The sequence below is a fragment of the Fulvivirga ligni genome (assembly GCF_021389935.1).
Lineage (GTDB): Bacteria > Bacteroidota > Bacteroidia > Cytophagales > Cyclobacteriaceae > Fulvivirga > Fulvivirga ligni.
This window is the reverse complement of sequence record NZ_CP089979.1, coordinates 6,078,848-6,102,984: the sequence shown is the minus strand read 5'-3', so window position 1 is coordinate 6,102,984 and position 24,137 is coordinate 6,078,848. Positions and strand designations below refer to the sequence as shown.

General features: G+C 38.8%; 22 protein-coding genes and 1 tRNA gene. 13 read left to right on the top strand and 10 right to left on the bottom strand.

The annotated features are described in order from the left end of the window. The first annotated feature begins 99 nt into the window (after positions 1 to 99). The 3 genes from LVD16_RS25900 to LVD16_RS25890 are packed head-to-tail and all read left to right on the top strand — an operon-like array spanning position 100 to position 2,153. Positions 100 to 660, top strand: coding sequence for an ABC transporter ATP-binding protein (locus LVD16_RS25900; RefSeq protein WP_233771199.1), 561 nt, complete (start codon positions 100 to 102; stop codon positions 658 to 660). Continuing rightward, positions 653 to 1,717 carry an ABC transporter permease gene (locus LVD16_RS25895; RefSeq protein WP_233771198.1) on the top strand — a complete coding sequence of 355 codons (1,065 nt, stop codon included), beginning with the start codon at positions 653 to 655 and terminating at the stop codon, positions 1,715 to 1,717. Before LVD16_RS25900 ends, LVD16_RS25895 begins: the two co-directional genes overlap by 8 nt. Continuing rightward, positions 1,710 to 2,153, top strand: coding sequence for a DUF3299 domain-containing protein (locus LVD16_RS25890; protein WP_233771197.1), 444 nt, complete (start codon positions 1,710 to 1,712; stop codon positions 2,151 to 2,153). Before LVD16_RS25895 ends, LVD16_RS25890 begins: the two co-directional genes overlap by 8 nt. Positions 2,154 to 2,455: 302 nt before the next feature. Here the strand turns inward: LVD16_RS25890 and asnS are convergent, their stop codons facing one another. After that, positions 2,456 to 3,898 (bottom strand): asparagine--tRNA ligase, encoded by a 1,443-nt coding sequence (asnS, locus tag LVD16_RS25885; RefSeq protein WP_233771196.1) that lies wholly within the window; start codon positions 3,896 to 3,898, stop codon positions 2,456 to 2,458. Positions 3,899 to 4,049: 151 nt separating this feature from the next. On the opposite strand from asnS, the gene rpoN reads away from it, so the two are divergent. The 5 genes from rpoN to LVD16_RS25860 all read left to right on the top strand — a co-directional run bounded on the left by rpoN (position 4,050) and on the right by LVD16_RS25860 (position 9,844). Next, positions 4,050 to 5,489, top strand: coding sequence for an RNA polymerase factor sigma-54 (rpoN, locus tag LVD16_RS25880; RefSeq protein ID WP_233771195.1), 1,440 nt, complete (start codon positions 4,050 to 4,052; stop codon positions 5,487 to 5,489). 50 nt (positions 5,490 to 5,539) lie between these two features. After that, entirely contained in the window at positions 5,540 to 6,109 is a 570-nt protein-coding gene (locus tag LVD16_RS25875; RefSeq protein WP_233771194.1) for a phosphatase PAP2 family protein, read from the top strand. Positions 6,110 to 6,172: 63 nt separating this feature from the next. Continuing rightward, positions 6,173 to 6,952 (top strand): enoyl-CoA hydratase/isomerase family protein, encoded by a 780-nt coding sequence (locus LVD16_RS25870; protein WP_233771193.1) that lies wholly within the window; start codon positions 6,173 to 6,175, stop codon positions 6,950 to 6,952. Positions 6,953 to 7,066: 114 nt separating this feature from the next. Next, positions 7,067 to 9,310, top strand: a complete 2,244-nt coding sequence (locus LVD16_RS25865; RefSeq protein ID WP_233771192.1) for a S9 family peptidase — start codon at positions 7,067 to 7,069, stop codon at positions 9,308 to 9,310. A 36-nt stretch (positions 9,311 to 9,346) separates the two neighbouring features. Then, positions 9,347 to 9,844, top strand: a complete 498-nt coding sequence (locus LVD16_RS25860; RefSeq protein ID WP_233771191.1) for a GreA/GreB family elongation factor — start codon at positions 9,347 to 9,349, stop codon at positions 9,842 to 9,844. 77 nt (positions 9,845 to 9,921) lie between these two features. Here the strand turns inward: LVD16_RS25860 and LVD16_RS25855 are convergent, their stop codons facing one another. Continuing rightward, positions 9,922 to 10,689 (bottom strand): porin family protein, encoded by a 768-nt coding sequence (locus LVD16_RS25855; protein ID WP_233771190.1) that lies wholly within the window; start codon positions 10,687 to 10,689, stop codon positions 9,922 to 9,924. Positions 10,690 to 10,933: 244 nt separating this feature from the next. Between LVD16_RS25855 and LVD16_RS25850 the strand changes: the two genes are divergently transcribed. Beyond that, a tRNA-Arg gene (locus LVD16_RS25850) sits at positions 10,934 to 11,007 on the top strand. A gap of 199 nt (positions 11,008 to 11,206) precedes the next feature. Here the strand turns inward: LVD16_RS25850 and LVD16_RS25845 are convergent. The 3 genes from LVD16_RS25845 to LVD16_RS25835 are packed head-to-tail and all read right to left on the bottom strand — an operon-like array spanning position 11,207 to position 14,217. Next, positions 11,207 to 11,449, bottom strand: coding sequence for an acyl carrier protein (locus LVD16_RS25845; protein ID WP_233771189.1), 243 nt, complete (start codon positions 11,447 to 11,449; stop codon positions 11,207 to 11,209). Between the two features lie 58 nt (positions 11,450 to 11,507). Then, entirely contained in the window at positions 11,508 to 12,863 is a 1,356-nt protein-coding gene (locus LVD16_RS25840) for a sensor histidine kinase (protein WP_233771188.1), read from the bottom strand. Beyond that, positions 12,853 to 14,217, bottom strand: a complete 1,365-nt coding sequence (locus LVD16_RS25835) for a sigma-54-dependent transcriptional regulator (protein WP_233774625.1) — start codon at positions 14,215 to 14,217, stop codon at positions 12,853 to 12,855. The genes LVD16_RS25840 and LVD16_RS25835 overlap by 11 nt, the downstream gene beginning before the upstream one ends. A 246-nt stretch (positions 14,218 to 14,463) precedes the next feature. Between LVD16_RS25835 and LVD16_RS25830 the strand changes: the two genes are divergently transcribed. Next, positions 14,464 to 15,132, top strand: coding sequence for a TapB family protein (locus tag LVD16_RS25830; protein ID WP_233771187.1), 669 nt, complete (start codon positions 14,464 to 14,466; stop codon positions 15,130 to 15,132). A 339-nt stretch (positions 15,133 to 15,471) separates the two neighbouring features. On the opposite strand, the gene LVD16_RS25825 is transcribed toward LVD16_RS25830, so the two are convergent. From LVD16_RS25825 to rsfS, 4 genes are all read right to left on the bottom strand, one after another. Then, positions 15,472 to 16,263 carry a hypothetical protein gene (locus LVD16_RS25825; protein ID WP_233771186.1) on the bottom strand — a complete coding sequence of 264 codons (792 nt, stop codon included), beginning with the start codon at positions 16,261 to 16,263 and terminating at the stop codon, positions 15,472 to 15,474. Further along, positions 16,253 to 17,026 (bottom strand): UDP-2,3-diacylglucosamine diphosphatase, encoded by a 774-nt coding sequence (locus LVD16_RS25820; protein WP_233771185.1) that lies wholly within the window; start codon positions 17,024 to 17,026, stop codon positions 16,253 to 16,255. Before LVD16_RS25820 ends, LVD16_RS25825 begins: the two co-directional genes overlap by 11 nt. Before the next feature lie 84 nt (positions 17,027 to 17,110). Next, positions 17,111 to 19,162 (bottom strand): ATP-dependent zinc metalloprotease FtsH, encoded by a 2,052-nt coding sequence (ftsH, locus tag LVD16_RS25815; protein ID WP_233771184.1) that lies wholly within the window; start codon positions 19,160 to 19,162, stop codon positions 17,111 to 17,113. Positions 19,163 to 19,222: 60 nt separating this feature from the next. Further along, positions 19,223 to 19,600 carry a ribosome silencing factor gene (gene rsfS, locus LVD16_RS25810; RefSeq protein ID WP_233771183.1) on the bottom strand — a complete coding sequence of 126 codons (378 nt, stop codon included), beginning with the start codon at positions 19,598 to 19,600 and terminating at the stop codon, positions 19,223 to 19,225. A gap of 70 nt (positions 19,601 to 19,670) precedes the next feature. On the opposite strand from rsfS, the gene LVD16_RS25805 reads away from it, so the two are divergent. From LVD16_RS25805 to LVD16_RS25795, 3 genes are all read left to right on the top strand, one after another. Next, entirely contained in the window at positions 19,671 to 20,393 is a 723-nt protein-coding gene (locus tag LVD16_RS25805; protein WP_233771182.1) for a biotin--[acetyl-CoA-carboxylase] ligase, read from the top strand. 101 nt (positions 20,394 to 20,494) lie between these two features. Next, positions 20,495 to 22,411, top strand: coding sequence for a CocE/NonD family hydrolase (locus LVD16_RS25800; RefSeq protein ID WP_233771181.1), 1,917 nt, complete (start codon positions 20,495 to 20,497; stop codon positions 22,409 to 22,411). 210 nt (positions 22,412 to 22,621) lie between these two features. After that, complete coding sequence (locus LVD16_RS25795; RefSeq protein WP_233771180.1) at positions 22,622 to 23,548, top strand: glutaminase; 927 nt, start codon at positions 22,622 to 22,624, stop codon at positions 23,546 to 23,548. On the opposite strand, the gene LVD16_RS25790 is transcribed toward LVD16_RS25795, so the two are convergent. Further along, the gene (locus LVD16_RS25790) at positions 23,545 to 24,048 is read right to left on the bottom strand and encodes a SixA phosphatase family protein (RefSeq protein WP_233771179.1); all 504 of its coding nucleotides are present in this window, start codon (positions 24,046 to 24,048) and stop codon (positions 23,545 to 23,547) included. The genes LVD16_RS25795 and LVD16_RS25790 overlap by 4 nt on opposite strands. Between the last annotated feature and the right edge of the window lie 89 nt (positions 24,049 to 24,137).

The following is a 24,137-nucleotide window of genomic DNA, read 5'->3' as shown; positions in this document are numbered from 1 at the left end:
TTTGATTGGAATGACGCAAAGATATATATAATGAAAACATAAATGCAACTATGTTGCATTTATGTTTTCCCTTGACTAGCTTTGTCGAAAACGAATAAGATGTTCAAGACGAAGTCATTATTTTTTGCTTATAACTCGTCTGTGAGCTTTGGTTTTCCTGATGTCTGTTTGAGGGATGGAGAGGATATGCTCATATTAGGGGAGTCGGGTATTGGGAAGACTACTTTTCTTCATCTGATGGCGGGCTTGCTCAAGCCGCAGTCAGGTACCCTCGAGCTGCAGGGTAGGCAGTTTCAGTCGCTCTCGAGCCGAGAGATAGATAAATTCAGAGGTAGACATATTGGTTTGGTTTATCAGAAGCCGCATTTTATCGCCTCACTTACCTTGGAAGAGAACATGAGGTTGGTACAGAGGTTATCTGGTGCGTCTCAAGACAGCGACAGAATTTTGAAGGTGTCAACTAGTCTGGGTATTGAGCACAAGCTGAAAGTTAGGTCGCAAAAGCTAAGTCAGGGAGAGCAGCAAAGGGCATCTATTGCCATGGCTGTGGTGAACAGTCCTGATCTTATTTTAGCCGATGAACCTACCTCTAATTTGGATGATAAAAACTGTGAAAGGGTAGCTTCAGTTAAAGGAGCAGTTTCAGCAGCAGATGGATAATAATCTTAAAGGCGTAGATATGGTGGTGGGCGCTAAGGGTAGTCCTTTGCAGCTGGTGCTATCCGCAGTTTATCATATAGACGCACCCACTGGCAACATTCCATATGAGGAGGTAATGAAATTAGAGAAGAATCGATTGGTTTCATCAGTGATACCTTTGGCATATGGTGATAGCTACAAAGGGTTTAGAATAGTCGGGTCAACGGATCAGTATCCAGAATTGTATCATGCAAACATATTTAAGGGACGGTTGTGGCAGGATCATTTTGAGGTTACTGTAGGTGCAGCTGTGGCCGAAAAGCTTGGGTTAAAAGTTGGAGATCAATTCCATGGGTCGCACGGATTGGTAGAAGGGGGTGAGGCGCATCATGATCATTCATATCATGTAGTGGGCATACTGGATTATACCAACGCTGTGGTGGATCAACTTTTACTCACCTCAATGGAAAGTGTTTGGGATATGCATGCTCATGAAGATGAGAACCATGGCCATAGTGAACATGAGGAAGATGAAAGAGAGGTGACAGCAGCGCTGGTAAAGTTTGCTAACCCAATGGCAATGATACAGCTACCCAGGAAGATTAATGATAAAACCAATATGCAGGCTGCAGTGCCTGCCTATGAAATGGATCGGCTATTTGGATTTTTAGGAATTGGTGCCAATACGATAAAACTAATAGGCATTTTCATTATTGTGGTGTCTGCTTTTAGTGTTTTCATCAGTCTTTATAAAGGATTTAAAGAGCGCGAAGTAGAAATGGCTCTTATGAGATCATATGGGGCGGCCAGATGGCAGCTCGTGCAGTTGGTGTTGCAGGAAGCTCTGATTTTAACATTGTGCAGTTTCTTTATAGCTCTATTTCTCAACAGACTTTTACTATGGTCGCTTTCCAGCGTTTTGGAAATGAATTTTCATTATAAGCTATGGCAAAATCTTGAATGGGCCGGTGAGCTGTGGTTATTTCTGGCGGCAGTAGGCATTGCAGTGACTGCGGCTCTATTGCCAGCTGTCAGGGCTTTTCACATTAATATTTCTAAAACCTTAGCAGATGCGTAAAATTCTTATCGCCACGTTCATCATGTTTTTTGCCAGTCAATGGGCTGTTGCACAAACTAAAATAACCTGGAGGAAATTAGAAAATGTTACCTTCACAGATAAATATAGTGAGGAAGAAGAGGCCTATTATTTTTACCCGGAATTCGGAGCTTCTATAAAAGCTCTGGAGGGCAAAGAGGTGCTTTTAAAAGGTTATATGCTATCCGTCAATCAAAAGGATGATATATTTATTCTTTCTAAGAATCCTTATTCCTCTTGTTTCTTTTGTGGTAACGGCGGTCCTGAGTCGATAGCTGAGCTGGAGTTTTCAGGCCGACACCGTCGGTTTAAAATAGATCAAATTGTTACTATTAAAGGAGTGCTGAAGTTGAACCAGGAAGATATGTATCACTGCAACTATATTCTTACTGAAGCTGAAGAGTATGATCCTGAATAGTGTTGAAATCTAAGGATTGTTCCATTTCTTAGAGTGATCTTCCAAATATGAGACGGTTTAGTAATAAAAAGCTTGTTTTTTGACTGATTTAGCCTGAGAATTTATTGGCATGCCAATTGAAATAAGCTTTTCAGGTTTAGGTTGATTAAAAGCTGTATGTTTTTAGTTGGTTTTAAGGTACAGCTTAGGGTCGCTCTCTGGTAAAGAGCGACTTTTTTTATGCTTAAAAGGTAAAATGCTATATAAAAAAAAGGTCTGAGTAAACCCTCAGGCCTTTTTGCTTTCATTATATGTTGCTTTTCTTAAAACTCCGCATTATCCGGTGTTCTTGGGAAAGGAATTACGTCTCTGATATTTCCCATTCCGGTAACGAATAGTATCAGCCTTTCAAATCCTAATCCGAAGCCACTATGAGGTGCAGAACCAAATTTTCTAAGGTCTAGATACCACCATAAGTCTTTTTCGGGAATACCCATTTCATCTACTCTGGCTTTCAGGTTATCATATCTTTCCTCTCGCTGTGAGCCACCTATGATTTCTCCTATTCCAGGGAAAAGAACATCCATAGCAGCTACAGTTTTGTTGTCATCATTCTGACGCATGTAGAACGCTTTGATATCCTTAGGGTAGTTATATAAAATTACTGGTTTATTGAAATGCTTCTCTACTAAGAATCTTTCATGTTCTGATTGTAAATCAGCTCCCCAGCCATCTATTAAATATTGGAATTTCTTCTTCTTATTAGGCTTAGAGTTTCTAAGTATGTCAATGGCCTCTGTATAAGTTACTCTTTCAAACTCATTATCAGCTACAAATTGCAGTCTTTCTAATAAGCTCATTTCACTTCTTTCGTTCTGAGGCTTTACTTTATCTTCATCCAGTGCTCTTTGGTTTAAGAACTCAAGATCATCTTTGCAGTTTTCAAGAGCATACTTTACCAGATACTTTACAAATTCCTCAGCCAAATCCATGTTATCATTGATGTCATAGAAAGCCATTTCCGGCTCTATCATCCAGAATTCTGCCAGGTGACGAGAGGTGTTAGAGTTTTCAGCTCTAAACGTAGGGCCGAAAGTGTAAATCTCAGACATAGCCATAGCTGCGGTCTCTCCTTCCAGCTGACCAGAAACTGTTAAGTTCGTTTCTTTGCCAAAGAAGTCTTCCTTGTCATTGATTTTTCCTTCTTCATCTCTCGGTGGGTTGTCAAGGTCTAAAGTGGTTACTCTAAACATTTCACCAGCACCCTCAGCATCAGATCCTGTGATGATTGGCGTGTGAACGTTGTAAAAACCTTTCTGGTTAAAGAAGTTGTGCACCGCAAAAATCATAGCATGTCGCACACGATAGATGGCACTGAAAGTATTTGTTCTTACCCTTAAGTGCGCTATTTCTCTCAAAAACTCTAGAGAGTGTTTCTTCGGTTGTAACGGATATTTTTCAGGATCAGCATCGCCAAGAATATCTAGTTTTTCAACTATGATTTCTACTGACTGCCCTTTCCCTAAAGATTCTTTTACTTCACCATACACAGAAACACAAGCGCCTGTGGTTACACGCTTAAGTAGTGCTTCGTCCATAGCTTCAAAATTCACCACGGCTTGTAAATTATTAATTGTGGAACCGTCGTTTATGGCTATAAACCGATTACTTCTAAAGGTTCTTACCCAACCTTTTACAACTACCTTTTTGCCAACTTGAGGAGAGTCTAACAGCTCCTTAATTTTGATTCTTTTTTGATCTTCCACAACTAAAATTTACTTGTTTTGTTAATGCTTACTAGAGCGCCAAAATTGATCGGCAAAAAAACGATAATTTAGGCTTTTAGTCAAAGAATCATAGAAATATAATAACTTTGACGTAAATTTAGTCAGTGCAAGATTTAAGCAAAATCATAGGATGCAGAAGCTTGGTTTAACCCAAAGTTTACAACAGAAATTATCTCCGCAACAAATTCAGTTTATAAAACTGTTGCAGATTCCTACTGCCGAATTGGAAAGCAGAGTAGAGGAGGAGTTAGAGGAAAATCCTGCCCTGGAAGAAGGTAAGGATGAGCCTGATGAGGTGGTGGATGAATATGAGGACGATATGGATTCATCTTCAGATGATGATCATCTGGATGTGGATGACTATCTGCGTGATGATGATTTTAGTGGCTATAAAATGCAGGGAGATGGTGACAATGAGGATAAGGAAATGCCTATTGCCATGCACTCTACACTTAATGAAAGACTAATGGATCAGCTAGGCTTTTTACGCCTGGATGATAGACAATATGCCATAGGCAACCAGCTTATTGGTAGCATAGAAAGCGATGGGTATATAAGAAGAGATGTAGATTCTATTATTAATGACCTGGCTTTCTCTCAAAATATAGATACGGACGTGGATGAAGTGGAGGAAATTTTAAGAAAGATCCAAACTTTTGACCCTCCGGGAATCGCTGCCAGAGACCTTCAGGAATGTTTATTACTTCAGCTGGAAAGAAGACCTGATGATCAGAATGTAGATGTGTATGTGGCCAAACTGATTATTAGCGAATGCTTTGATGAGTTTACCAAGAAGCACTACAGCAAGATAATGAAGAAGCTGGATATTGAGGATGAAGATTACGTGAAGGACGCGATAGAGCTCATTCGTAAACTAAATCCTAAGCCAGGAGGTAGTTCTACTGGTTTAGTGAGAACTCAATATCTTATTCCTGATTTCATTCTTACTAATGATAATGGCGAGCTTGAGCTTTCTTTGAACTCCCGAAATGCACCTGAGCTAAGAGTGAGTCGTTCTTACTCTGAGATGCTACAGGCTTATGATAAGAGTGATAAATCAGATAAAAAACTAAAGGATACAGTAAGCTTTGTGAAGCAAAAGTTAGATGCTGCCAAATGGTTTATTGATGCTATTAAGCAAAGACAGCACACATTGCTTAACACCATGCGAGCTATTGTAGACTTTCAATATGAATATTTTCAGGAAGGTGATGAAAGTAAACTTCGCCCGATGATTCTGAAAGATATTGCTAACATTATAAATATGGATATTTCTACGGTATCCAGGGTGGCTAATAGTAAAGCGGTGCAAACTGACTTTGGTATTTTCCCACTGAAATACTTTTTCTCAGAAGGTATAGCTACAGATTCTGGTGAAGATGTGAGTAGTAGAGAAGTTAAAAATGAGCTGAAAATGATCATTGATGATGAGGATAAGAAAAAACCTCTTAGTGATGATAAGCTTGAGAAGCTTCTCAAAGGAAAAGGCTATAACATTGCCCGCCGTACAGTAGCTAAATATCGTGAACAATTGAATATTCCTGTAGCCAGGTTGAGGAAAGAATTATAGTATTGAGACAGCTGGCTAATTTTATTTCGGTAGTATTTCATCCGTTGATTATGGCGACGCTATTGTTGTTTACCTTGTTTTGGTACGCACCAACAGCCATCATGCCAATAGATGGTAATTCTATACTTCCGGTAGCCGGAATAATTTTCGTGCTCACCTATATTTTGCCAGTAATAAGTGTACTCACGCTTAAGTTAACGAAATCCATAAGTAGCTTGAAAATGGAAATAAGACGGGAACGACTGTTACCATTTTCATTTATAACCATGTGGTATGGGCTTACGGCCTATTTTTTCATTAGCAAGCCTACCTTAGGTATCAGTTTTATGGTCATGTTTGTATGTATGACCATCACCGGATTACTGGTTACAGTAGTGACATCATTCTTTAAGATCAGTGCTCATACTGCTGGCTCAGCCGGTTTTGTCGGCTTGTTGCTGGTTTTTCATCTCAAATATCTGGATAGCATGCTGTTCGTTCCTATCATGGTTGCCTTTGTGTTACACGGAGCAGTATCATCGGCCAGGTTATATTTAAATTCCCACTCTCCATTAGAGGTGCATTTAGGAAGTTTATTAGGATTTGCTGTAAATTTCACTACAGCCTTCTTATTATTATAGTGTCAAAATAAAACGCTGCAATCAGGTGTTTTCTTGACTCATGAATAATAAACTATACCCATCATGTACGAATTTTTAAAAGTAGAAACAAACCAAGGTGTCTGCACGATAACCCTGAACAGACCAGAAGTATACAACGCCATGAACGATGGTATTACCTACGAACTTCAGGATGTGCTTAAGGCCGTAAAGAAAGATCCTGAAGCCAGAGTAGTAGTGCTCACTGGAGAAGGCAAAGCTTTTTGCTCAGGGCAAGACTTGAAGGCTGCTTCCGGAGACGAGAAAAGGTCTTTCATAGCGTCTCTTCAAAAAAGATATAATCCCATTATCAGAGCCATGCGTAATCTACCTAAGCCTATCATTTGCAGGCTTAATGGCGTGGCTGCTGGTGCAGGTTGTTCTATAGCGCTAGCTTGTGATATCATAGTAGCTGCTGAGGAATCAATGCTAACGGAGGTGTTTGTTAATATCGGCTTGGTATTGGATTCGGGTTCTTCATATTTCCTGCCGAGATTGGTAGGTAGTGCTAAGGCGTTTGAACTAAGTACTATGGGCAGTAGAGTTAAAGGCCGTGAGGCATTCGAACTAGGTCTAGTAAACAAGGTAGTGCCTTTGGCTGAGTTAGATGATGCGGTTAAAGCTTACACAGATTATTATGCCTCAGCACCAACTAAGGCTATTGGCTTGATGAAGAAGATGCTTAACAAGGCAGGATCCTCTTCCTTAGATGAAATGCTAGACTATGAAGCTTACTGTCAGGAAATAGCGGGCAGCTCACATGACTACAAAGAAGGAGTAAACGCATTTCTGGAAAAGAGAAAAGCAGAATTTAAGGGTATTTAGTACATACCCTTTTTTATTTATTCCTTACCCAATGTTCTTAATCAGCATGCTGATTATCAAATTATTGCCTTCGTGATAATTACGGTGTATCTTTCTTTAAAAAAGAAATACACCATGAAAAAATCACTGGCCATAATATTTTGTCTCTGTTTCGTGCAGGTTTTCCTGTACGCACAAGACAAAGAGAAACTAACTATTGATCGCATCTTTGCGTCAAATGAATTTCAGCAAGACTATCAGGCACCGATTAGCTGGATCGAGAAGGGTGAGGCTTATGTGGTGGTATCCGCGAATGAAAAGGGCGAAAATGAGCTGATAAAATATGCGACCAAAAGCCAAAAGGAATCAAGCTTTCTATCTTCTGCTCAGTTAACACCAAAAGGAGCTTCAACTCCGCTTGATATTGAAGATTTTTCGCTTTCTGATGATGAGACTAAAATCTTAATTTTTACAAATTCCAAAAGAGTATGGAGGTCTAATACCAAAGGTGATTATTGGGTTTATGATCTCACTACCAATAAGCTATCTCAATTGGGAGGCGGCTTTTCTGCCTCTTCTCTCATGTTTGCCAAGTTTTCAGGTGATAATAAGTATGTGGCTTATGTAATGGATTTTAACCTTTACATGGAAGAATTCTCCTCAGGTAAAATCACTCAGCTTACTACAGACGGAACTAAAGACATCATTAACGGCACTTTTGATTGGGTGTATGAAGAAGAATTTGGCTGCCGTGATGGTTTCAGATGGAGTCCTAAAGCTTCCAAAATTGCTTTTTGGCAATTAGATGCTTCCACTATTGGCACCTTCTACATGATCAATAATACTGATTCTATTTATTCGAAGCCAATACCCATTCAATATCCGAAGATTGGTCAAGATCCTTCATCTGCTAAAATTGGTATTGTAACTCCTGCTACTCAAAAGGTGATATGGGTCGAGCTGGAAGGTAGCACCGTTCAGAATTATATCCCTGGTATTCAGTGGGTTTCTGATGATCTGTTGCTGATTCAGCAGATCAACCATAAGCAAAATGACCTGAAAATCTGGGCGTATGATGTAAAAGCTAATAAGACCAGATTAGTATACGAGGAAAAGGAAGATACCTGGGTAGACATCTCTTATCCCGACCTGGCATCTTCGCACTGGGGTGATAATGACCTGATCTTAACGGATGGCGGCAAGTCGTTTATTCGGATGACTGAAGACCAATGGAGAAATGTGTATAAGATAAATATTGCCACCGGGGAAAAGGTGTTATTAACTCCTGGGAATTATGATGCAGGATCAATAGCAGGCCTTACGGACTCTCAGCTTTATTATGCGGCCTCTCCAAAAGATATCACACAGCGATATTTATATGCCGTTGATTTAAAAGGAGGTAAAAAGGATAAAAGGATAACTCCTTCAGAGTCAAGTGGAGTTAACCTTTATGATATTTCACCAAATGGCAAATATGCTTTACATTATTCTCAGAGTGCTTTAAAGCCAGCTAAAGTCGAGTTGGTGTCCTTGCCAAGTCATAAGACCATAAAGACCTTAGTTTCTAATGAGAAGTTTGAAGGCAAGCTGAAGGCACTTGATATGCCCACAGTTGAGTTTATTAAGGTGACAACGGAAGATAATATTACGTTGGATGCCCGCGTGATAAAACCATTAGGATTTGACGCCTCAAAGAAATATCCTGTCATTTTTCATGTATATGGTGAGCCCTGGGGTCAGGTAGCTACTGATAATTTCGTAGGGATGTGGAATCTTATGCTGGCCCAGAAGGGATACATTGTAGTAGATATTGATCCGCGCGGAACACCATGTTTAAAAGGAAGCGAATGGAGAAAGTCCATTTATCGTCATATCGGTAGAATTAATATTCATGACTTAGGTCAAGGGGCCATTGAAATTCTAAAATTCCCTTATATCGATAAAGAGAAAGTTGGTGTTTGGGGCTGGAGCGGAGGAGGATCATCCACCTTAAACTTGATGTTTCAATACCCTGAAGTCTTCAAAACCGGAGTGGCTGTAGCTGCAGTGGCCTATCAAATGACTTATGATAACATCTATCAGGAACGCTACATGGGCATCCCACAGGAAACAAAAGCTGATCTGGTGGCGGGTTCACCTATTACTCATGCTAAAAACCTGGAGGGTAACCTGCTTGTGATACATGGAACGGGAGACGATAACGTTCATTATCAGAATATGGAGCTGTTAATCAATGAGTTAATATTACAGAATAAGCAGTTTGATATGATGGCCTACCCAAACAGGTCTCATGGAATCTATGAAGGCCAGAATACACGCAGGCATTTATATACGCTAATCACTAATTACTTTATGGAGAAAATGCCGGCAGAGGATTAGGATTGAACTAAGGCAGATTACTGTTGTTCTTTTTATATGAGTAGAGGATTTGTAAAAGAGGAAGATCAGGAAGAGATTCCAATGGTGCCACCAAGGGCCGATTTGCCTGCTGGTGTTACTAATTTTGTGACTCAGAACGGCCTTAATGATCTTTTGAAAGAGAAAGATGGCCTAATAAAAGAACGCGATGGTTTAAGTTCTATTAATGAAAATGAGAAACGTATAGCTACCAATTTCATTAATGCCAAACTCAAGCTGTTAAACGAAAGAATAAATGAGGCTAAAGTTATTAGTCTGGAAGATCAGCCAAAGGACGAGGTGAGATTTGGCGCTACCATCACATTAAAGGTTGGAGCCAAGTCAATGAAGTATCAGATAGTAGGAGTGGATGAAGCTGACATAGCGAAAGGCAAGATCGCCTTTATATCACCATTGGCTAGAATTTTAATTGAGAAGAAGGCAGGGGAGGTAGCAGTGCTTGAGTTAAGTAAAGGAAGTCGAGAATTTCTGATCAGTGAGATAAGCTACGAATAGCTGCTGATAAAGACTATATAAAACAAAAGGGCTGGCTCATTTGAGCCAGCCCTTTTGTTTTATATTTTGTGCTGCTTTTAGAATGCAGTGAAAGTAAGACCTACTGTAATTTTTGTGGCATCTTCCGTTCCGTCAGGCCCACCATCAAATAGGTTAGAAAGACCCTGGTAATAGAAAAGGTTAAAACCTCCAATTCCTAGTCTACCAGTTACACCGTATCTGAATCTGTTAAGGCCAAAGTCTTTTTTGCTTTTTAGCTTTATGTTCTCACCTTCTTCAGAGTATTTAATTTTAGTATGCGAACTGAATCTCATTCCTACTTTTCCTCCTATACTTACATTGAAGCTCCTTCTCTTGTCATCAGGATTTGCGAAGAATCTAAGTTCCAAAGGAATGTCAATGTAGTTGGCCACTAACTGCGATTTTTTCACATCCCAGTCTTCATCTAAGTCAGCGGTGCTCACTATTGTTTCCCCATCACCGTTAATCGTTTGGTTTAAAGTGATGTTATTATCAAATTTAAATCTGTCTAAACCTACACCAATACCTGGTCTGAATTCTAATCCTGTATTGCCGATTGGCATATCATGTAAGTAATAGATTTCAAGGCTTCTAGAACCATAATTACCTAATTCCATTTCGTCAGGCGTATCCTGAAGTATGTTCCAACCAAGGTTAATGATTAATGAACCAGGTATGTCAGGTCGGGCTGCACGTTCTCTGATTTTCATCGGCTGCAGCATTTTGCTAGGTTGTAATGATGCTTTCTTATCAGGCTCAGTACCAGTGGCATAAGCTGAAATAGAAATAAGTGTAATGAGAATGTATAGTGAAATTTTCTTCATAGTATAATTAACCTGAAATCTTTCATTTTATTGTAGGCGCCAAAGATAAGGTTTTTTAAAAAAGTATACGTTAAATGACCATAAACTTCGTATCCTACCAAGAAATATGATTTTATCATTGTCTGGATGTACAAGATGAAGTGCTTTGATCATTCTATGTGGCCTATAAATTGAAACAAATAGACATGAATAATACTTTTTTTGCGAGAAATAATTATTTACATTTGCATCTCAATTTTGAAAAGGCCTCCTAGCTCAACTGAATAGAGCACTTGATTACGGCTCAAGAGGTTGCAGGTTTGAATCCTGCGGAGGTCACAAAAGCCCAAAGATTTCTTTGGGCTTTTTTATTTTAAAGCCTTTTTTCCTTGGTTCTGAGGATTTTACGGAAAACCAATCACTTCCCTATTTGCCATAAAAGCGAATGCCATCTTATGTAAAGCACATAGATGGCAATGACGGTTATTCTGGATAATACAGGTGCTGATCTGAGATCAGAAAATCGAAATGTGATTGATTAGGCCTTTTTATTCAGCTTATTATCAATATAATTTACTGCCTGATTAATAGTCTGTAACTTTTCAGCGTCTTCATCAGGAATTCTGATGTTAAAGGTCTGCTCGAATTCCATTACTAATTCGGCATAATCCAATGAATCTATTCCTAGGTCTTTTACCAGGTTAGCATCCGGAGTTACTTCTGTTTCTGCTATTCCAAGTTTATCTACTAAAATTTGGGTAATGGTTTCTTGAATGTTCATTCGCGTTGTAGGCTATGGTTTTATTTTGCTCCGTAAATCTAAAGAATAAAGTGATAACCTAAAACCTCAGAAAGAACTCTGTGCCTTCGTCTATCTTAGTTTTAACCCCCAGATTGCCTTGATGTTGCCTCATGATCTGTCTTGAAAGGCTAAGTCCTATGCCAGATCCTGTCTTTTTAGTGGTGAAGAAAGGGATGAATATTTTTTCAAGTGCCTCTTCATCAATGCCATTGCCATTGTCTTTTACGGATATTACCGGCCTGCTTTTTTCGTCTACATAGGCTTTGAGCTCTACCAGCTTATTGGTTTGCTCGTCAAAAGCTTGTACAGCATTTTTAATCAGGTTGATCAATACTTGCTCAATGAGGTCCTTATCAGCATTAATGGTCAGCTCAGGAGGATCTATGCGAACGGTGGTTTGTACATTATTATCATTGATCTCTTTACGAAGGAAAATGAGCATTTCTTCCATAAGTTCTTTAACCCTTATTTCAGAAATTTTTGGTGTAGGAATATGGGTAAGGTTCCTAAAGTCTTGTACAAAACGGATCAGTGCCTGACTTCGCTTTTTAATAGTGGAAATGGCCAAATGTAAATCGGCAATTTCATCATTAGAAATCTGGTTAATCTCCTGATCATTAGTTAATTGAAGGTTGAGTTCATCTTCTACTGTATTGGCTAATGAGGAGATGGGCGTTACACTGTTCATAATCTCGTGGGTGAGCACCCTTACCAGATTTTGCCACGCCTCCATTTCCTTTTCTTCTAGTTCATTCTGAATGTTTTGAATGGATACCAGCTTAAACTCTTCGCCACGAAGCGTTAATTCAATAGCATAAACGGCTAATTGCACTACATCTTCGCCTATCTCCAGGCGGATCAGGTCACGGCCTCCGGTTCTCAGTCTCAGAAATACATCCACCAAAATTTCACTTACCTGACCCAAGTCCCGGATATTATCTACCTGATTGATCTTTAAGAGCTTCTTAGCGGCAGTGTTAATAATGTGAACTTCTCCGGGCTTATTAAATGTGATTAGTCCTATACCAACATGCTGAACTATATTTTTAAGGTATTGATAGTCAGCTTCCTTTTGCTTGCGTGTCTCTCGAAGGTCTTTTAATACTTTGTTGAGCTCAGCGTTTAGCTTGTTGGTGTCTTCGTTTTTAAAATCTGTTTTATAGGTGTAGGAAATATCATCATGCCTAATTGAATTTAGGAAGTTGATGATTTCCTGATCGTTTTTATCCAGAAACTTAAGTAATGACATGATCTGTAACGCCAATAGCCCTAAAACCACTATTTCAGTGATGAAGTAGCCATCGTTATAAATCAGGTAGGATAGGAAAAATATAGTCAGGGTAAGCAAACCTACCCTGTATATTGATGCCTTTTTGGTATTACTAAAGTCCATGCTTTTCTAAGCGTCTGTATAATGAAGCTCGGGTTAGTCCCAGCTCCTTGGCGGCTTTAGAGATGTTGCCACCATGAATGCTTATGGCCTTTTCGATGGCTGATTTCTCTATTTCATCCAGATTGAGATTATCGGCTGAAACAGAAGCAGAGCTGTCAGTAGCAGATGATCGATCATTGTTTAAAAAGAAGAAATCTTCAGCACCAAGTTCATTATTATCACTCATAATAATGGCTCTTTCCATGGCATGCTGCAGCTCTCTGATATTACCTGGCCAGTTATATTTTTGAAGCTTATAAATAGCATCTTCATTAATCTTATTTACCTCTTTTCTGTATTTCTTGGCATAGCTTCCTAAAAAGTGTTTAGCCAAAAGAGGTATATCCTCCAGGCGCTGTCTTAGTGGCGGTAGTTTAATCTCAACGGTATTAATCCTATACAAAAGATCTTGCCTGAAAGTATTATCATGCACCATTTCTTCTACCGGCATGTTGGTGGCACAGATTAGTCTGATATCTATATTGATAGGGTTGTTCGTTCCTATTCTAGTAACCTGCCTGCCCTGTAAAACGGTAAGTAGCTTAGACTGTAAAGGCATACTGAGATTACCAATTTCATCTAAAAACAAGGTGCCGCTATTCGCTATTTCAAATCTACCGGCACGATCATCTTTAGCATCAGTAAAGGCTCCTTTTTTATGACCAAATAGCTCACTTTCAAATAAAGACTCTGTAATGGCACCCATATCTACACTGATAAAGCTATTGTCTTTTCGTAATGATCTTTGGTGAATGGCGCGAGCTACTAACTCTTTACCAGTTCCGTTTTCACCCAATATCAAGACGTTAGCATCCGTCTTGGCTACTTTTTCTATCAGGTTAAATACTTCCTGAATTGCTTTGCTGTGACCGATAATGTCTTTAAAAGGCTGATTGATATCCTCTTCCAGTTGCTTCTTAGCCTTTTTGAGTTTATCTACCTCTTTGTAAGATTTTTTAAGCTTGATGGCTGTAGAAATAGTAGCTAGTAGTTTTTCATTCTGCCATGGTTTCAGCACAAAGTCTGTAGCTCCTTCCTTCAAAGCTCTTACAGCCATTTCCACATCTCCAAAGGCGGTGATCATGATTACCACAGCTGAAGGATCTTTTTCTATAATCTGGCTGAGCCAATAAAACCCCTCTTTACCACTGGTGATGTCTTTGCTGAAGTTCATATCCAGCAGAATAACATCATAACTGTCGTTATTTAACAGGAAAGGGATCTTTTTAGGGTTTTTCTCAATGATTACCTGATGAGCGTGTTTCTTGAGCAACAGTTTAGCTGCCAATAACACATCCTCGTCATCATCAATCATTAAAATTTTACCAATTTCTTTGTCCACAGGTTTACAATTAATTGAATGAATGCATAAAGAAAAATTATGCCAAATGGCTCCCGATATCAGGAAGGCCGTTTATAGGGCACATGTTGTACTATTTCGTAAATATACTGAACGATATCGGACAATCATCATGATGGTATTTATTATTCTCTGATAATGAGTACTTACATGTTCTTTTAAAATATTAATTTAAGTAATGAATCACCTAAAAATGTAGATATGAATAAGATCACAATCATTCTCGCACTAGTAATATTTAGTTTTAATGCTGCTTTTTCCCAATGCAATCCGTACTATAATTTTAAAGAAGGAAAGAAATGGGAGATTACTTCCTATGATCAAAAAGATAAGAAGACGGGCAAGCAGGCTTACGAGATCACTTCATTAAATGAAAATTCCAGCGGGTGGAAGGCTACTTTAGCTTTTCAGGTATATGATAAGAAGGATAAGGAAACCATGGATAAAGAGGTGGATATGGAGTGTAAAGATGGTACCATAGAGATGGATATGACTAGATTCATTCCGGCTGAAGCGCTACAAAGCATGGAAAGTATGAATGTTAAGCTTGAAATGGAGTCATTAGACTGGCCAGCTAACCTCAGCGTAGGGCAGAAACTTAGTGATGGGGCTATTCATATGAAAAGCAACATGTTTAACATGTCTACAAGAATTACAGATAGAAAAGTGGAATCTAAAGAAAGTATAACCACACCAGCAGGAACCTTTGATTGTTTTAAAGTGACCTATAAGATCATTTCAGAGTCTATCATGACTATAGAGATGTATGCTGTTGACTATATCGCTAAAGATGTAGGTGTTGTAAAATCAGAAAGTTACAACTCAAATAAGAAATTAACAGGCTATAGTTTGCTCACCAGCGTCAATTAAAAAAGGGGAGGAGATTAAATTATTTTTAAGTATTTATTGTTATATTAGCAGTGTTGTTATTGGATGAATTAAGAATTTATCCTATTTATTTTGAGTTTTTGACCTTGGAAGTGCTTCTGACCCGGAGCACTTCTTTTTTTTTTTGCACATTTTTTTTCGTTCATCTCAAGTAGGCCCCAAACTTATAAAATGGAAAGTGTCTAAAATAACATTTCCTCCCGTCGAATCTCGTAAGAATTGAGCAGGAGGAAAAATGTTTGAATCAATCAGAACTTAAAAGCTAAGGTCTGTAAATTGATGAAATTTTCTATCCCCCAATTAGGTGTATTTTTATATAAATTAAGGCCTTTTGTATATCATTATCTGCTCATCATCAATAAGATAAAGATTGGATTCAGCGCTAAGAGCAAATTTGGCTTTTGACGGTAGAGCTGAGTTTTTACTTTTTAAACTATAAATATCTGTGGACACCAAACTATCGCCACTGAGGTAATAGATGGAATTGTCTTGAAAGTTAAAATACTCAACTTCCCTTGTTGGTATTTGGCGCAGGTAGTTGCCCAGATTATCGAAGATGTAAATACCTGAATTATAGTCACTCATGAAGACCAGGTTCTGGTACTCTTTGATGAAAGTAATGTCATAATCATCTGGATTGAGCAATAGATCAAAATTGGTGGTAATGGTGAATTGCCCGTAGTTGAGGTCGTATTTTTTTAGGCTGTAATCAACCATGTCTATGATCCAAAGATTATTGTCATAGCTTATGGTCGCTAAGCTATTAAAGTCAGAAAGATCGTATAGCGGAAAGCTCTCTGAGGCGGTAAGGAACCTGTTCAGGAAGGCGTATTCCTGCAAATCATCATAAAAGACAAAGGTTTTTAAAGGATTCCAGGCTTCTATAAGGCCAATGTGTCCTTGTTTTTGAGATGAAAAGGTGATGTCTAATGAGCCATCAGGCAGATAGCGATTCACATTACCTTGTTTGTCTGCAATATAAATCTTGCCCAGCTTATCTATAGAAACTGCTTCAGGCGTAGTAATATTAACCGTTTTGATTAAAGTAAAATCCTGAGCCTTGACGGCAAGGCTCAAAAGAAATAGTGACCATATAATCAGTCTACTCTTCAAAGGTTAATAGCTCAAATTGATTGCCATCGTACTTACCATAGGTGTACTGAGTAACCCATTCACCCAGATTGATGTATCGGCTGTTTTTAGCCACCTCCAGATCAAGGTTAAGGTGTCTGTGACCGAATACATACCAATCATAATGTTCCTTTGCTTCAGTGGTTTTGCAGTACTGGAATAAGAATTCCTTGTCTTCACCTAAAAACTGTTCAGTACCATGGCCACCACTGCTCACTCGGCTTCTTTTAGACCATGCATTAGCTATTCCTATACCCAAATTAGGGTGGATGCGGGCAAATAGCCATTGGCATAATTTGCTGCGGAAAATCTTCTTGAGCACTTTGTAAAAATGATCTCCAGGACCTAAGCCGTCACCATGACCGATGAGAAGTTTTTGAGCTCCCACCTTAAGTTGAAGTGGATCTCTGTAAATGGTTACATTAAGCTCTTCTTTAAAGTAGTCAAACATCCACATGTCATGGTTTCCAGTGAAAAATATTATGGGAATTCCACTATCACTTATCTCAGCTAGCTTTCCCAATAGTCTGGTGTATCCTTTTGGAATAGCATGACGATACTCAAACCAAAAATCAAATATATCACCCATGAGATAGATAGAATGGGCATCTTTCTTCACCTGATCCAGCCATCGCACTATCTTCTTCTCTCTTTGCAGGCTAGCTTCTTTGCTAGGCACTCCTAAATGAAAGTCAGAAGCAAAATATATATACTTTCCTTGAAGGTCAGTAATTTCCTTTATCATTCTTAAAAATCTAAAAGGCTAAAAATAAAAAAAATCAGGCACACATTGGGCCTGATTTTAATTCATCTATATGAATATGATATTCTAGTTGTCTGAATCTCTCAAAGGTACAGTAGAATCTGTCGGTGCTGAAGATTTTACTCCCGGATCAGTTTTGTTTTCATCAGAATCTGAGTCTTCAGATTTCTCTTTACCGTTAGTGAAAGCTTCATATGAAGTCTGATGTTCAAAAGGACGCTTACCAATCAATCTCTCAAGGTCAGATTGGAAAATGATCTCTTTTTCTAATAACTCCTGAGCCACTACTTCAAGCTCTTTACTTCTGTGAGAAAGCATATCCTTAGTTCTGGAGAATGCCGTTTCAATCACTTTTCTTACTTCCTGATCAATTGTTTCAGCAGTTGCCTCAGAATATGGTTTAGTGAAGTTATAATCAGATTGTTTTGAATCATAGAATGATACGTTACCAATCTTATCGTTCATACCATAAACAGATACTATGCTGTAAGCCATTTTAGTTACTCTTTCAAGGTCACTAAGTGCTCCAGTTGATATTTTTCCAAATACCAGTTCCTCAGCTGCTCTACCACCAAGTGCCATACACATCTCATCTAGTAGTTGTTCAGTTTGATATAGGAATTGTTCTTTTGGAAGATATTGAGCATAACCTAATGCAGCCACACCTCTAGGTACAATACTTACTTTTACCAAAGGATCAGCGTGCTCCAGGAACCAACCAGCAACTGCGTGACCAGCCTCATGGTAAGCAACAATTTTCTTCTCTTCAGGAGAAATGATCTTATTTTTCTTCTCTAAACCACCAATTACCCTGTCAATAGCATCATGGAAATCCTGCATTTCTACAGCTGATTTGTCCTGACGTGCAGCAATAAGTGCGGCTTCGTTACAAACATTGGCAATTTCTGCTCCTGCAAAACCTGGTGTTTGAGCTGCTAGTTTTCTAGCATCTACATCTTTACCTAGTTTCAAAGGCTTAAGGTGTACTTTGAATATAGCCTCTCTACCTACGATATCCGGCTTGTCAATACTAATTTGTCTATCAAAACGACCTGGTCTCATAAGAGCTGAATCCAGTACGTCAGGTCTGTTGGTAGCGGCAAGAATAATTACTCCAGAATCTGTTGAGAAACCATCCATCTCTACAAGTAGAGAGTTAAGGGTGTTCTCTCTTTCATCGTTAGATCCAGGCATTTGACCTCTACCTCTTGAACGACCAATAGCGTCGATCTCATCTATAAATACGATACAAGGAGCTTTTTCTTTGGCTTGCTTAAATAAGTCTCTTACTCTGGCTGCACCTACACCCACGAACATCTCCACGAAGTCTGATCCTGAAAGTGTAAAGAATGGCACACCAGCTTCACCTGCCACTGCTTTCGCTAATAATGTTTTACCTGTTCCCGGAGGGCCTACAAGCAAAGCACCTTTTGGTATTTTACCACCTAGCTTAGTGAATTTGCCTGGGTTCTTTAAGAACTCTACAATCTCTTTTACTTCTTCTTTAGCTTCATCAAGACCGGCCACATTACCAAAAGTAATTTTCACCTTGTTCTCAGCATCAAATAGTGCTGCTCTAGACTTACCAATATTGAAAATCTGACCGCCAGGGCCACCGTTTCCGGTCATTCTTCTCATTAAGAACCAGAATCCAAAAAGAATTAATACAAAGAATCCCCACTGGAATATGTATTGACTGATGTCATTTTTATCATCTACCTGATAGTCTACCTGCTCATCTTTATTAAGCTTATCATTAAATTCAGTGTATTGTTCTATAAAGCTATCTACTGAGCCAATGTTAAGTTTAAAGTGAGGTCCGCTTCCAACTCCGAAAGGACTGTTGTTTTCGAGCTGCTGACGGTATTTGCTATCTTCCAGCGCACTCTCTTTAAGCGTTATTTCTACATAGTTCTGATTTCTGACGATCATCACCTTTTTCACGGCGTTGTCCATCATCATACTTTCAAACTTACTCATGGTAGTAGGCGCTAAAGTGCTCGAGTTGTTGAAAAGCATGATGCCGAAAATCACTGCAATTAAAACTACAATGACCCAAACCTGGTAATTCGGCTTTTGAGGTTTGTTTGGTAAAATATTTCTCTTCTTATCTGGCATATCAATAGTAAAAAATTATCTAAGCTTCAAACTCCATAATGGGGTATAAGGTTTCATCCTTTAGGAGATATCTTCAATTTCTGTTATTTCAGCATCACCCCAAAGACTCTCCAAAGCGTAAAATTGGCGTTTGTCTTTTTTGAATATGTGGGCTACAACATTAACGTAATCTAGTAGCATCCATTCCTTGTTTTCTTTACCCTCTGTGTGCCATGGATTCTCCTCAAGCGCTTTGGACACTTGCTCATCTATAGAATCTGCTATTGCATCTAGCTGTGTGTCAGAACTTCCTGAGCATAACACAAAGAAGTCTGCCATAGCATTTTTAACATTTCTAAGATCCATTACTACAATATCTGAGGCTTTTTTCTCCTGCATACCCTTCACCACTATACTGCTTAATTTTTCGGAAGGCGCTAAATTGTTATTTACATCCATTAATTATCTTTGAATTTCATAAACAAAACTACAAAAATACTTGTATAAAATTCTTGCCAAAACATTATTTATGGGGAAAAACCTAATTTTCCTGCCATCTTGTCATTCTACCAATGAAGAAGCTCAGCAGATGCTCGGTAGCGGAGTGATGGAGGGCACCATAATAATCACTGAAAATCAGACCAGAGGAAAAGGGCAGCGGGGAAATAGCTGGGAAGCTGAGCCAGGCAAAAACCTCACTTTTTCATTCATTCTAAAGCCTTCATTTTTAGGTGTTCAAAGTCAATTTGAGTTAAATAGAGTGGTTTCACTCGGGATACATGACTACTTGTCTGACATGGCTCCGGGCTTTCAGGTGAAATGGCCCAATGACATCTACAATTTAGACAAGAAAATCTGTGGAATTCTCATTCAAAATTCGGTGAAGAAAAATCATATTGAGAACTCTATTGTGGGGATTGGTCTGAATATAAATCAGCGAAAATTCTCCAATGAAAGAGCCATATCACTTGGTCAAATTACGGACGAATCTTATGACTTGCAGCAGGTTTTAGATAATCTCATGCAGCACATTGAAAGTAGATATCTGATGCTTAAAAATGGCAGAAAGGAACAGCTTAAGACAGATTATGAATCGACACTATATAGGTTTGGTGAAGAGTGCTTGTATAAATCTAATGATCAGGTATTTACGGGGAAAATCACAAGTGTAACTCCCGTAGGTCAGCTGGAGATAGAAACGCTGCAAGGTATGAGATACTTTGACTTCAAAGAGGTGGAGTTTCTGCACTGAATACCATTCATGGAATAATTGATTTCTTATTTATGAGTGGTTTGCCAAGGTGCTAAACTATTTGGATATTCACAGTAATTAATCAACAAATTACCATTGAAATGAAAAAAGTATTATTACTCATCATGAGCTGTGTATCAGTTTTACAACTGATGGCTCAGGATGCTGATTCTCTTTTTATTAGGGAGAACTATAAAAAGCATGAATATCAGATCCCGATGCGTGATGGAGTGAAGCTCTTTACATGTGTTTATACCCCAAAAGATCAGTCTAAAAAATATCCTATGATGATGCAGAGAACACCGTACAGTGTGGCACCATATGGAGAGGATAAGTACAAGACAATGCTGGGGCCATCTAAATACTTGATGAGAGATTTATACATTTTCGTGTATCAGGATGTGAGAGGAAGATGGATGTCAGAAGGTGATTATGATAACATGAGACCTCAGATTGATGGCAATAAAAAGAAGGAAAAGGATAAGATCGACGAGAGCTCTGATACTTTTGATACCATCGACTGGCTCTTAAAGAATATTAAAAATAACAATGGCAAAGTGGGGCAGTGGGGTATTTCTTATCCTGGGCATTACACGGCAGCAGCTTTACCAGAGGCGCATCCTGCATTGGTAGCTTCTTCTCCTCAGGCGCCTATTTCAGATTTCTTTTTTGATGACTTCCACCATATGGGAGCATTCTTGCAAAGTTATTTAATGGCTTTTCCTGTGTTCGGCTATCAAACAGAGCCAACTACAGAGAGCTGGTATAACGATGCTTGGGAAGAAATTAAAAAGGCAGGAAATGTAGCGGACGGATATGAGTTTAATATGGCTTTAGGTCCGTTGAAAAATGTGACTGAGAAATATTATCAGAAAGACTTTTTCTGGGATCAGGTGGTAGAGCATCCAAATTATGATGAGTTCTGGCAGAAAAGAAACTTGCTGCCTCATTTAAGAGATATTGATAACGCCGTACTTACTGTGGGTGGTTGGTTTGACGCTGAAGATCTTTATGGACCGTTGAATATCTATAAAACCATTGAGGCAAATAACCCAAAAGCGGAAAATACCATAGTTATGGGGCCTTGGAGCCATGGAGATTGGTATAGAGAAAAAGGTATTCAAGCCATCAATGATATTTACTTTGGTGATAGTATCTCTACTTTCTATCAGAAGAATATTGAAATGCCATTCTTTAAATACTACCTGAAAAATGAAGGTAATTTGAAATTGCCAGAAGCATATATGTATGATACTGGTGTGAAAAAATGGAAGATGTTTGATCAGTGGCCACCTCAAGAAATTCCAGCCGTGAAGCTTGGTTTTTCTGCTAATGGTAAGCTTTTGGTAAATGAAGAAGGAGATGCCAAAGAAGAATTTAAATATGTAAGTGATCCTGACTATCCGGTACCGTATACATCTCAGGTTGAGAGCGTAACGTTCACACCACGCAGGTTTATGACAGATGATCAGAGACATGCGTCTAAACGACCTGATGTACTTACTTTTAAAACAGATGTATTAACGGAAGATGTTACTCTGGCTGGCGAAATTTTAGCCAAGTTAAAAGTAGCTCTTTCTACCTCAGATGCCGATTTTATTGTAAAGCTTATCGATGTTTACCCAGATACTGCACAGGCCAACCCTGTTACGCCTAAGAATGTAACTATGGCAGGGTATCAGCAACTTGTGCGTCACGAAGTATTTAGAGGTAGATTTAGAAATAGTTTTGCTAAACCAGAGCCATTTACTCCAGGTGTGGCAGAAGACGTAACATTCCCATTACAGGATATTCTTCATACTTTCAAGAAAGGTCATAAGATCATGATTCAGATTCATAGCACCTGGTTCCCGTATATAGATAGAAACCCGCAGAAGTACGTGGATAATATTTATAAGGCCAATGCTGAAGATTTTCAAAAAGCTGAAATTACAGTGTATGGATCATCTACTGTAGAGGTGGGATCGCAGCAGAATTCTATGCAGGTTCCTAATGAGCTGGAGCTATACAAGAAATAAAAATCACAAAGCTTAAGAGGAAGGCCTGGTTGAAATTCAATCAGGCCTTTTTTATTGTTCTCATCCTGAAATTATAGTGCTCTAATTTACTTTAAATCAATGAGTTTGCTGAAATCGATATTTTAACATTCCTTTCATAGACTAATGATGGTGAATAGTGCGATATCTTGTAAATTGCGGCTCATTTGTAAATTCTAAAGATGAGGTGCCATGGTGAGCAAGATGGATTATCAAAAAGTACTGGAAGATATACGTAAGGAAGTGGAGCCGCTGCTTGATAAGGGTTTGGTAGCTGATTATATTCCTGAACTGGCCAAAGTAGACATAACCAAATTTGGTATTCACTTACTTTTCTTAGATGATTCTTCATTCTCAGTGGGGGATACTGAAGAGAAATTTTCTATTCAAAGTATATCTAAGGTATTCATGCTGGCGCACTGTGTAAGTCATATAGGTAAAAAGGTATATGACCGTATTAATGTAGAGCCTTCTGGAGACCCTTTCAATTCATTGGTGCAGCTGGAGTATGAAAATGGTATACCTAGAAATCCTTTCATTAACTCAGGTGCTCTGGTTGTAACTGACCTATTAATCTCTCACCTTCAAGACCCTCGTCAGCAATTTTTGGACTTCATACGTGAGCTGGTAGGGCAGAATGACATCTATTATGACAAGCAAATAGCCAGATCAGAGAAGGCTTGTGGCTATAAAAATGCGGCCATGGTGAACCTGATGAAGTCTTATGGCAATATTGAAAATGATGTGGAAGAGGTTCTTGATCTTTATTTCGACTTTTGCTCAGTATCTATGACTTGCAGTGAGTTAGCCAAAGCATTCAGAGTGTTTGCTAACCATGGTAAAGGAGTTATTGATGAGAAAAAATACATTTCCGAAAGCCAATTTAAAAGAATTACTGCCATAATGCAGACCTGCGGCTTTTATGATGAGGCTGGCGAGTTTGCCTTTAGAGTTGGTCTGCCCGGTAAGAGTGGCGTGGGCGGAGGAATAGCCGCCATATTGCCATCTCAATATAGTATTGTGGTTTGGAGTCCTGGTTTAAATAAAAAAGGAAACTCTTTGGCCGGGTTAAAGGCCTTAGAGTTGTTTACTACCATCACAGGTACCTCAATTTTTTAATTAATTTGAGGTACATTTTTAGGGTAATCATAGAATTGCAATGATCCTTTCTCAAAGTCTGTTTCTGACCATGAATCTACATCAAAGGTGCAAGCAAATACACCACAAGTAGGTAGATTATCCAGGTCAGTACTGGCTAATGAGTTAGCGAAATAAGTTAATCCGGGGTTGTGCCCGAATATCATAACTGAATCCCAACTATCATCGATATCCTGAATGATGTCCATGAGAGTGTCTTCACTAGCATGGTAGAGTTTGTTGTTTAGCTCAATATCCTTTTTAGGATAATCCAATGCCTCAGCAATGATTTTGCATGTAGCAAATGCCCTTTTTGCCGGGCTGCTGATCATTAGATGTGGAACTATGCCTTGTGATTTTAGCCTATCACCCATTTCCGGGGCATCTCTCTTGCCTCTTTTATTAAGAGGTCTATCTATGTCATCGAGGTGATGATATTTCCAGCTCGACTTAGCGTGACGAATGATATAAAGCGTTTTCATGAAGTACAGTTAGTTTTTTAAGATACTTAAAATATCAATAAAAATCTAACAAAAAATGAGAGGAATTGATGGGAGGGAGGCATGAAAAA

Excerpts from the sequence above, each read along its gene's own strand:
- LVD16_RS25800 (WP_233771181.1), top strand. The coding sequence starts at position 20,495 with ATGAAAAAAGTATTATTACTCATCATGAGCTGTGTATCAGTTTTACAA.
- LVD16_RS25870 (WP_233771193.1), top strand. The coding sequence starts at position 6,173 with ATGTACGAATTTTTAAAAGTAGAAACAAACCAAGGTGTCTGCACGATA.
- LVD16_RS25805 (WP_233771182.1), top strand. The coding sequence starts at position 19,671 with ATGGGGAAAAACCTAATTTTCCTGCCATCTTGTCATTCTACCAATGAA.
- LVD16_RS25795 (WP_233771180.1), top strand. The coding sequence starts at position 22,622 with ATGGTGAGCAAGATGGATTATCAAAAAGTACTGGAAGATATACGTAAG.
- LVD16_RS25845 (WP_233771189.1), bottom strand. The coding sequence starts at position 11,449 with ATGAACATTCAAGAAACCATTACCCAAATTTTAGTAGATAAACTTGGA.
- LVD16_RS25865 (WP_233771192.1), top strand. The coding sequence starts at position 7,067 with ATGAAAAAATCACTGGCCATAATATTTTGTCTCTGTTTCGTGCAGGTT.
- LVD16_RS25820 (WP_233771185.1), bottom strand. The coding sequence starts at position 17,026 with ATGATAAAGGAAATTACTGACCTTCAAGGAAAGTATATATATTTTGCT.
- LVD16_RS25790 (WP_233771179.1), bottom strand. The coding sequence starts at position 24,048 with ATGAAAACGCTTTATATCATTCGTCACGCTAAGTCGAGCTGGAAATAT.
- LVD16_RS25860 (WP_233771191.1), top strand. The coding sequence starts at position 9,347 with ATGAGTAGAGGATTTGTAAAAGAGGAAGATCAGGAAGAGATTCCAATG.
- ftsH (WP_233771184.1), bottom strand. The coding sequence starts at position 19,162 with ATGCCAGATAAGAAGAGAAATATTTTACCAAACAAACCTCAAAAGCCG.
- LVD16_RS25895 (WP_233771198.1), top strand. The coding sequence starts at position 653 with ATGGATAATAATCTTAAAGGCGTAGATATGGTGGTGGGCGCTAAGGGT.
- LVD16_RS25875 (WP_233771194.1), top strand. The coding sequence starts at position 5,540 with ATGGCGACGCTATTGTTGTTTACCTTGTTTTGGTACGCACCAACAGCC.
- LVD16_RS25835 (WP_233774625.1), bottom strand. The coding sequence starts at position 14,217 with ATGATTGATGATGACGAGGATGTGTTATTGGCAGCTAAACTGTTGCTC.
- LVD16_RS25890 (WP_233771197.1), top strand. The coding sequence starts at position 1,710 with ATGCGTAAAATTCTTATCGCCACGTTCATCATGTTTTTTGCCAGTCAA.
- rsfS (WP_233771183.1), bottom strand. The coding sequence starts at position 19,600 with ATGGATGTAAATAACAATTTAGCGCCTTCCGAAAAATTAAGCAGTATA.
- rpoN (WP_233771195.1), top strand. The coding sequence starts at position 4,050 with ATGCAGAAGCTTGGTTTAACCCAAAGTTTACAACAGAAATTATCTCCG.
- LVD16_RS25855 (WP_233771190.1), bottom strand. The coding sequence starts at position 10,689 with ATGAAGAAAATTTCACTATACATTCTCATTACACTTATTTCTATTTCA.
- LVD16_RS25830 (WP_233771187.1), top strand. The coding sequence starts at position 14,464 with ATGAATAAGATCACAATCATTCTCGCACTAGTAATATTTAGTTTTAAT.
- LVD16_RS25900 (WP_233771199.1), top strand. The coding sequence starts at position 100 with ATGTTCAAGACGAAGTCATTATTTTTTGCTTATAACTCGTCTGTGAGC.
- LVD16_RS25840 (WP_233771188.1), bottom strand. The coding sequence starts at position 12,863 with ATGGACTTTAGTAATACCAAAAAGGCATCAATATACAGGGTAGGTTTG.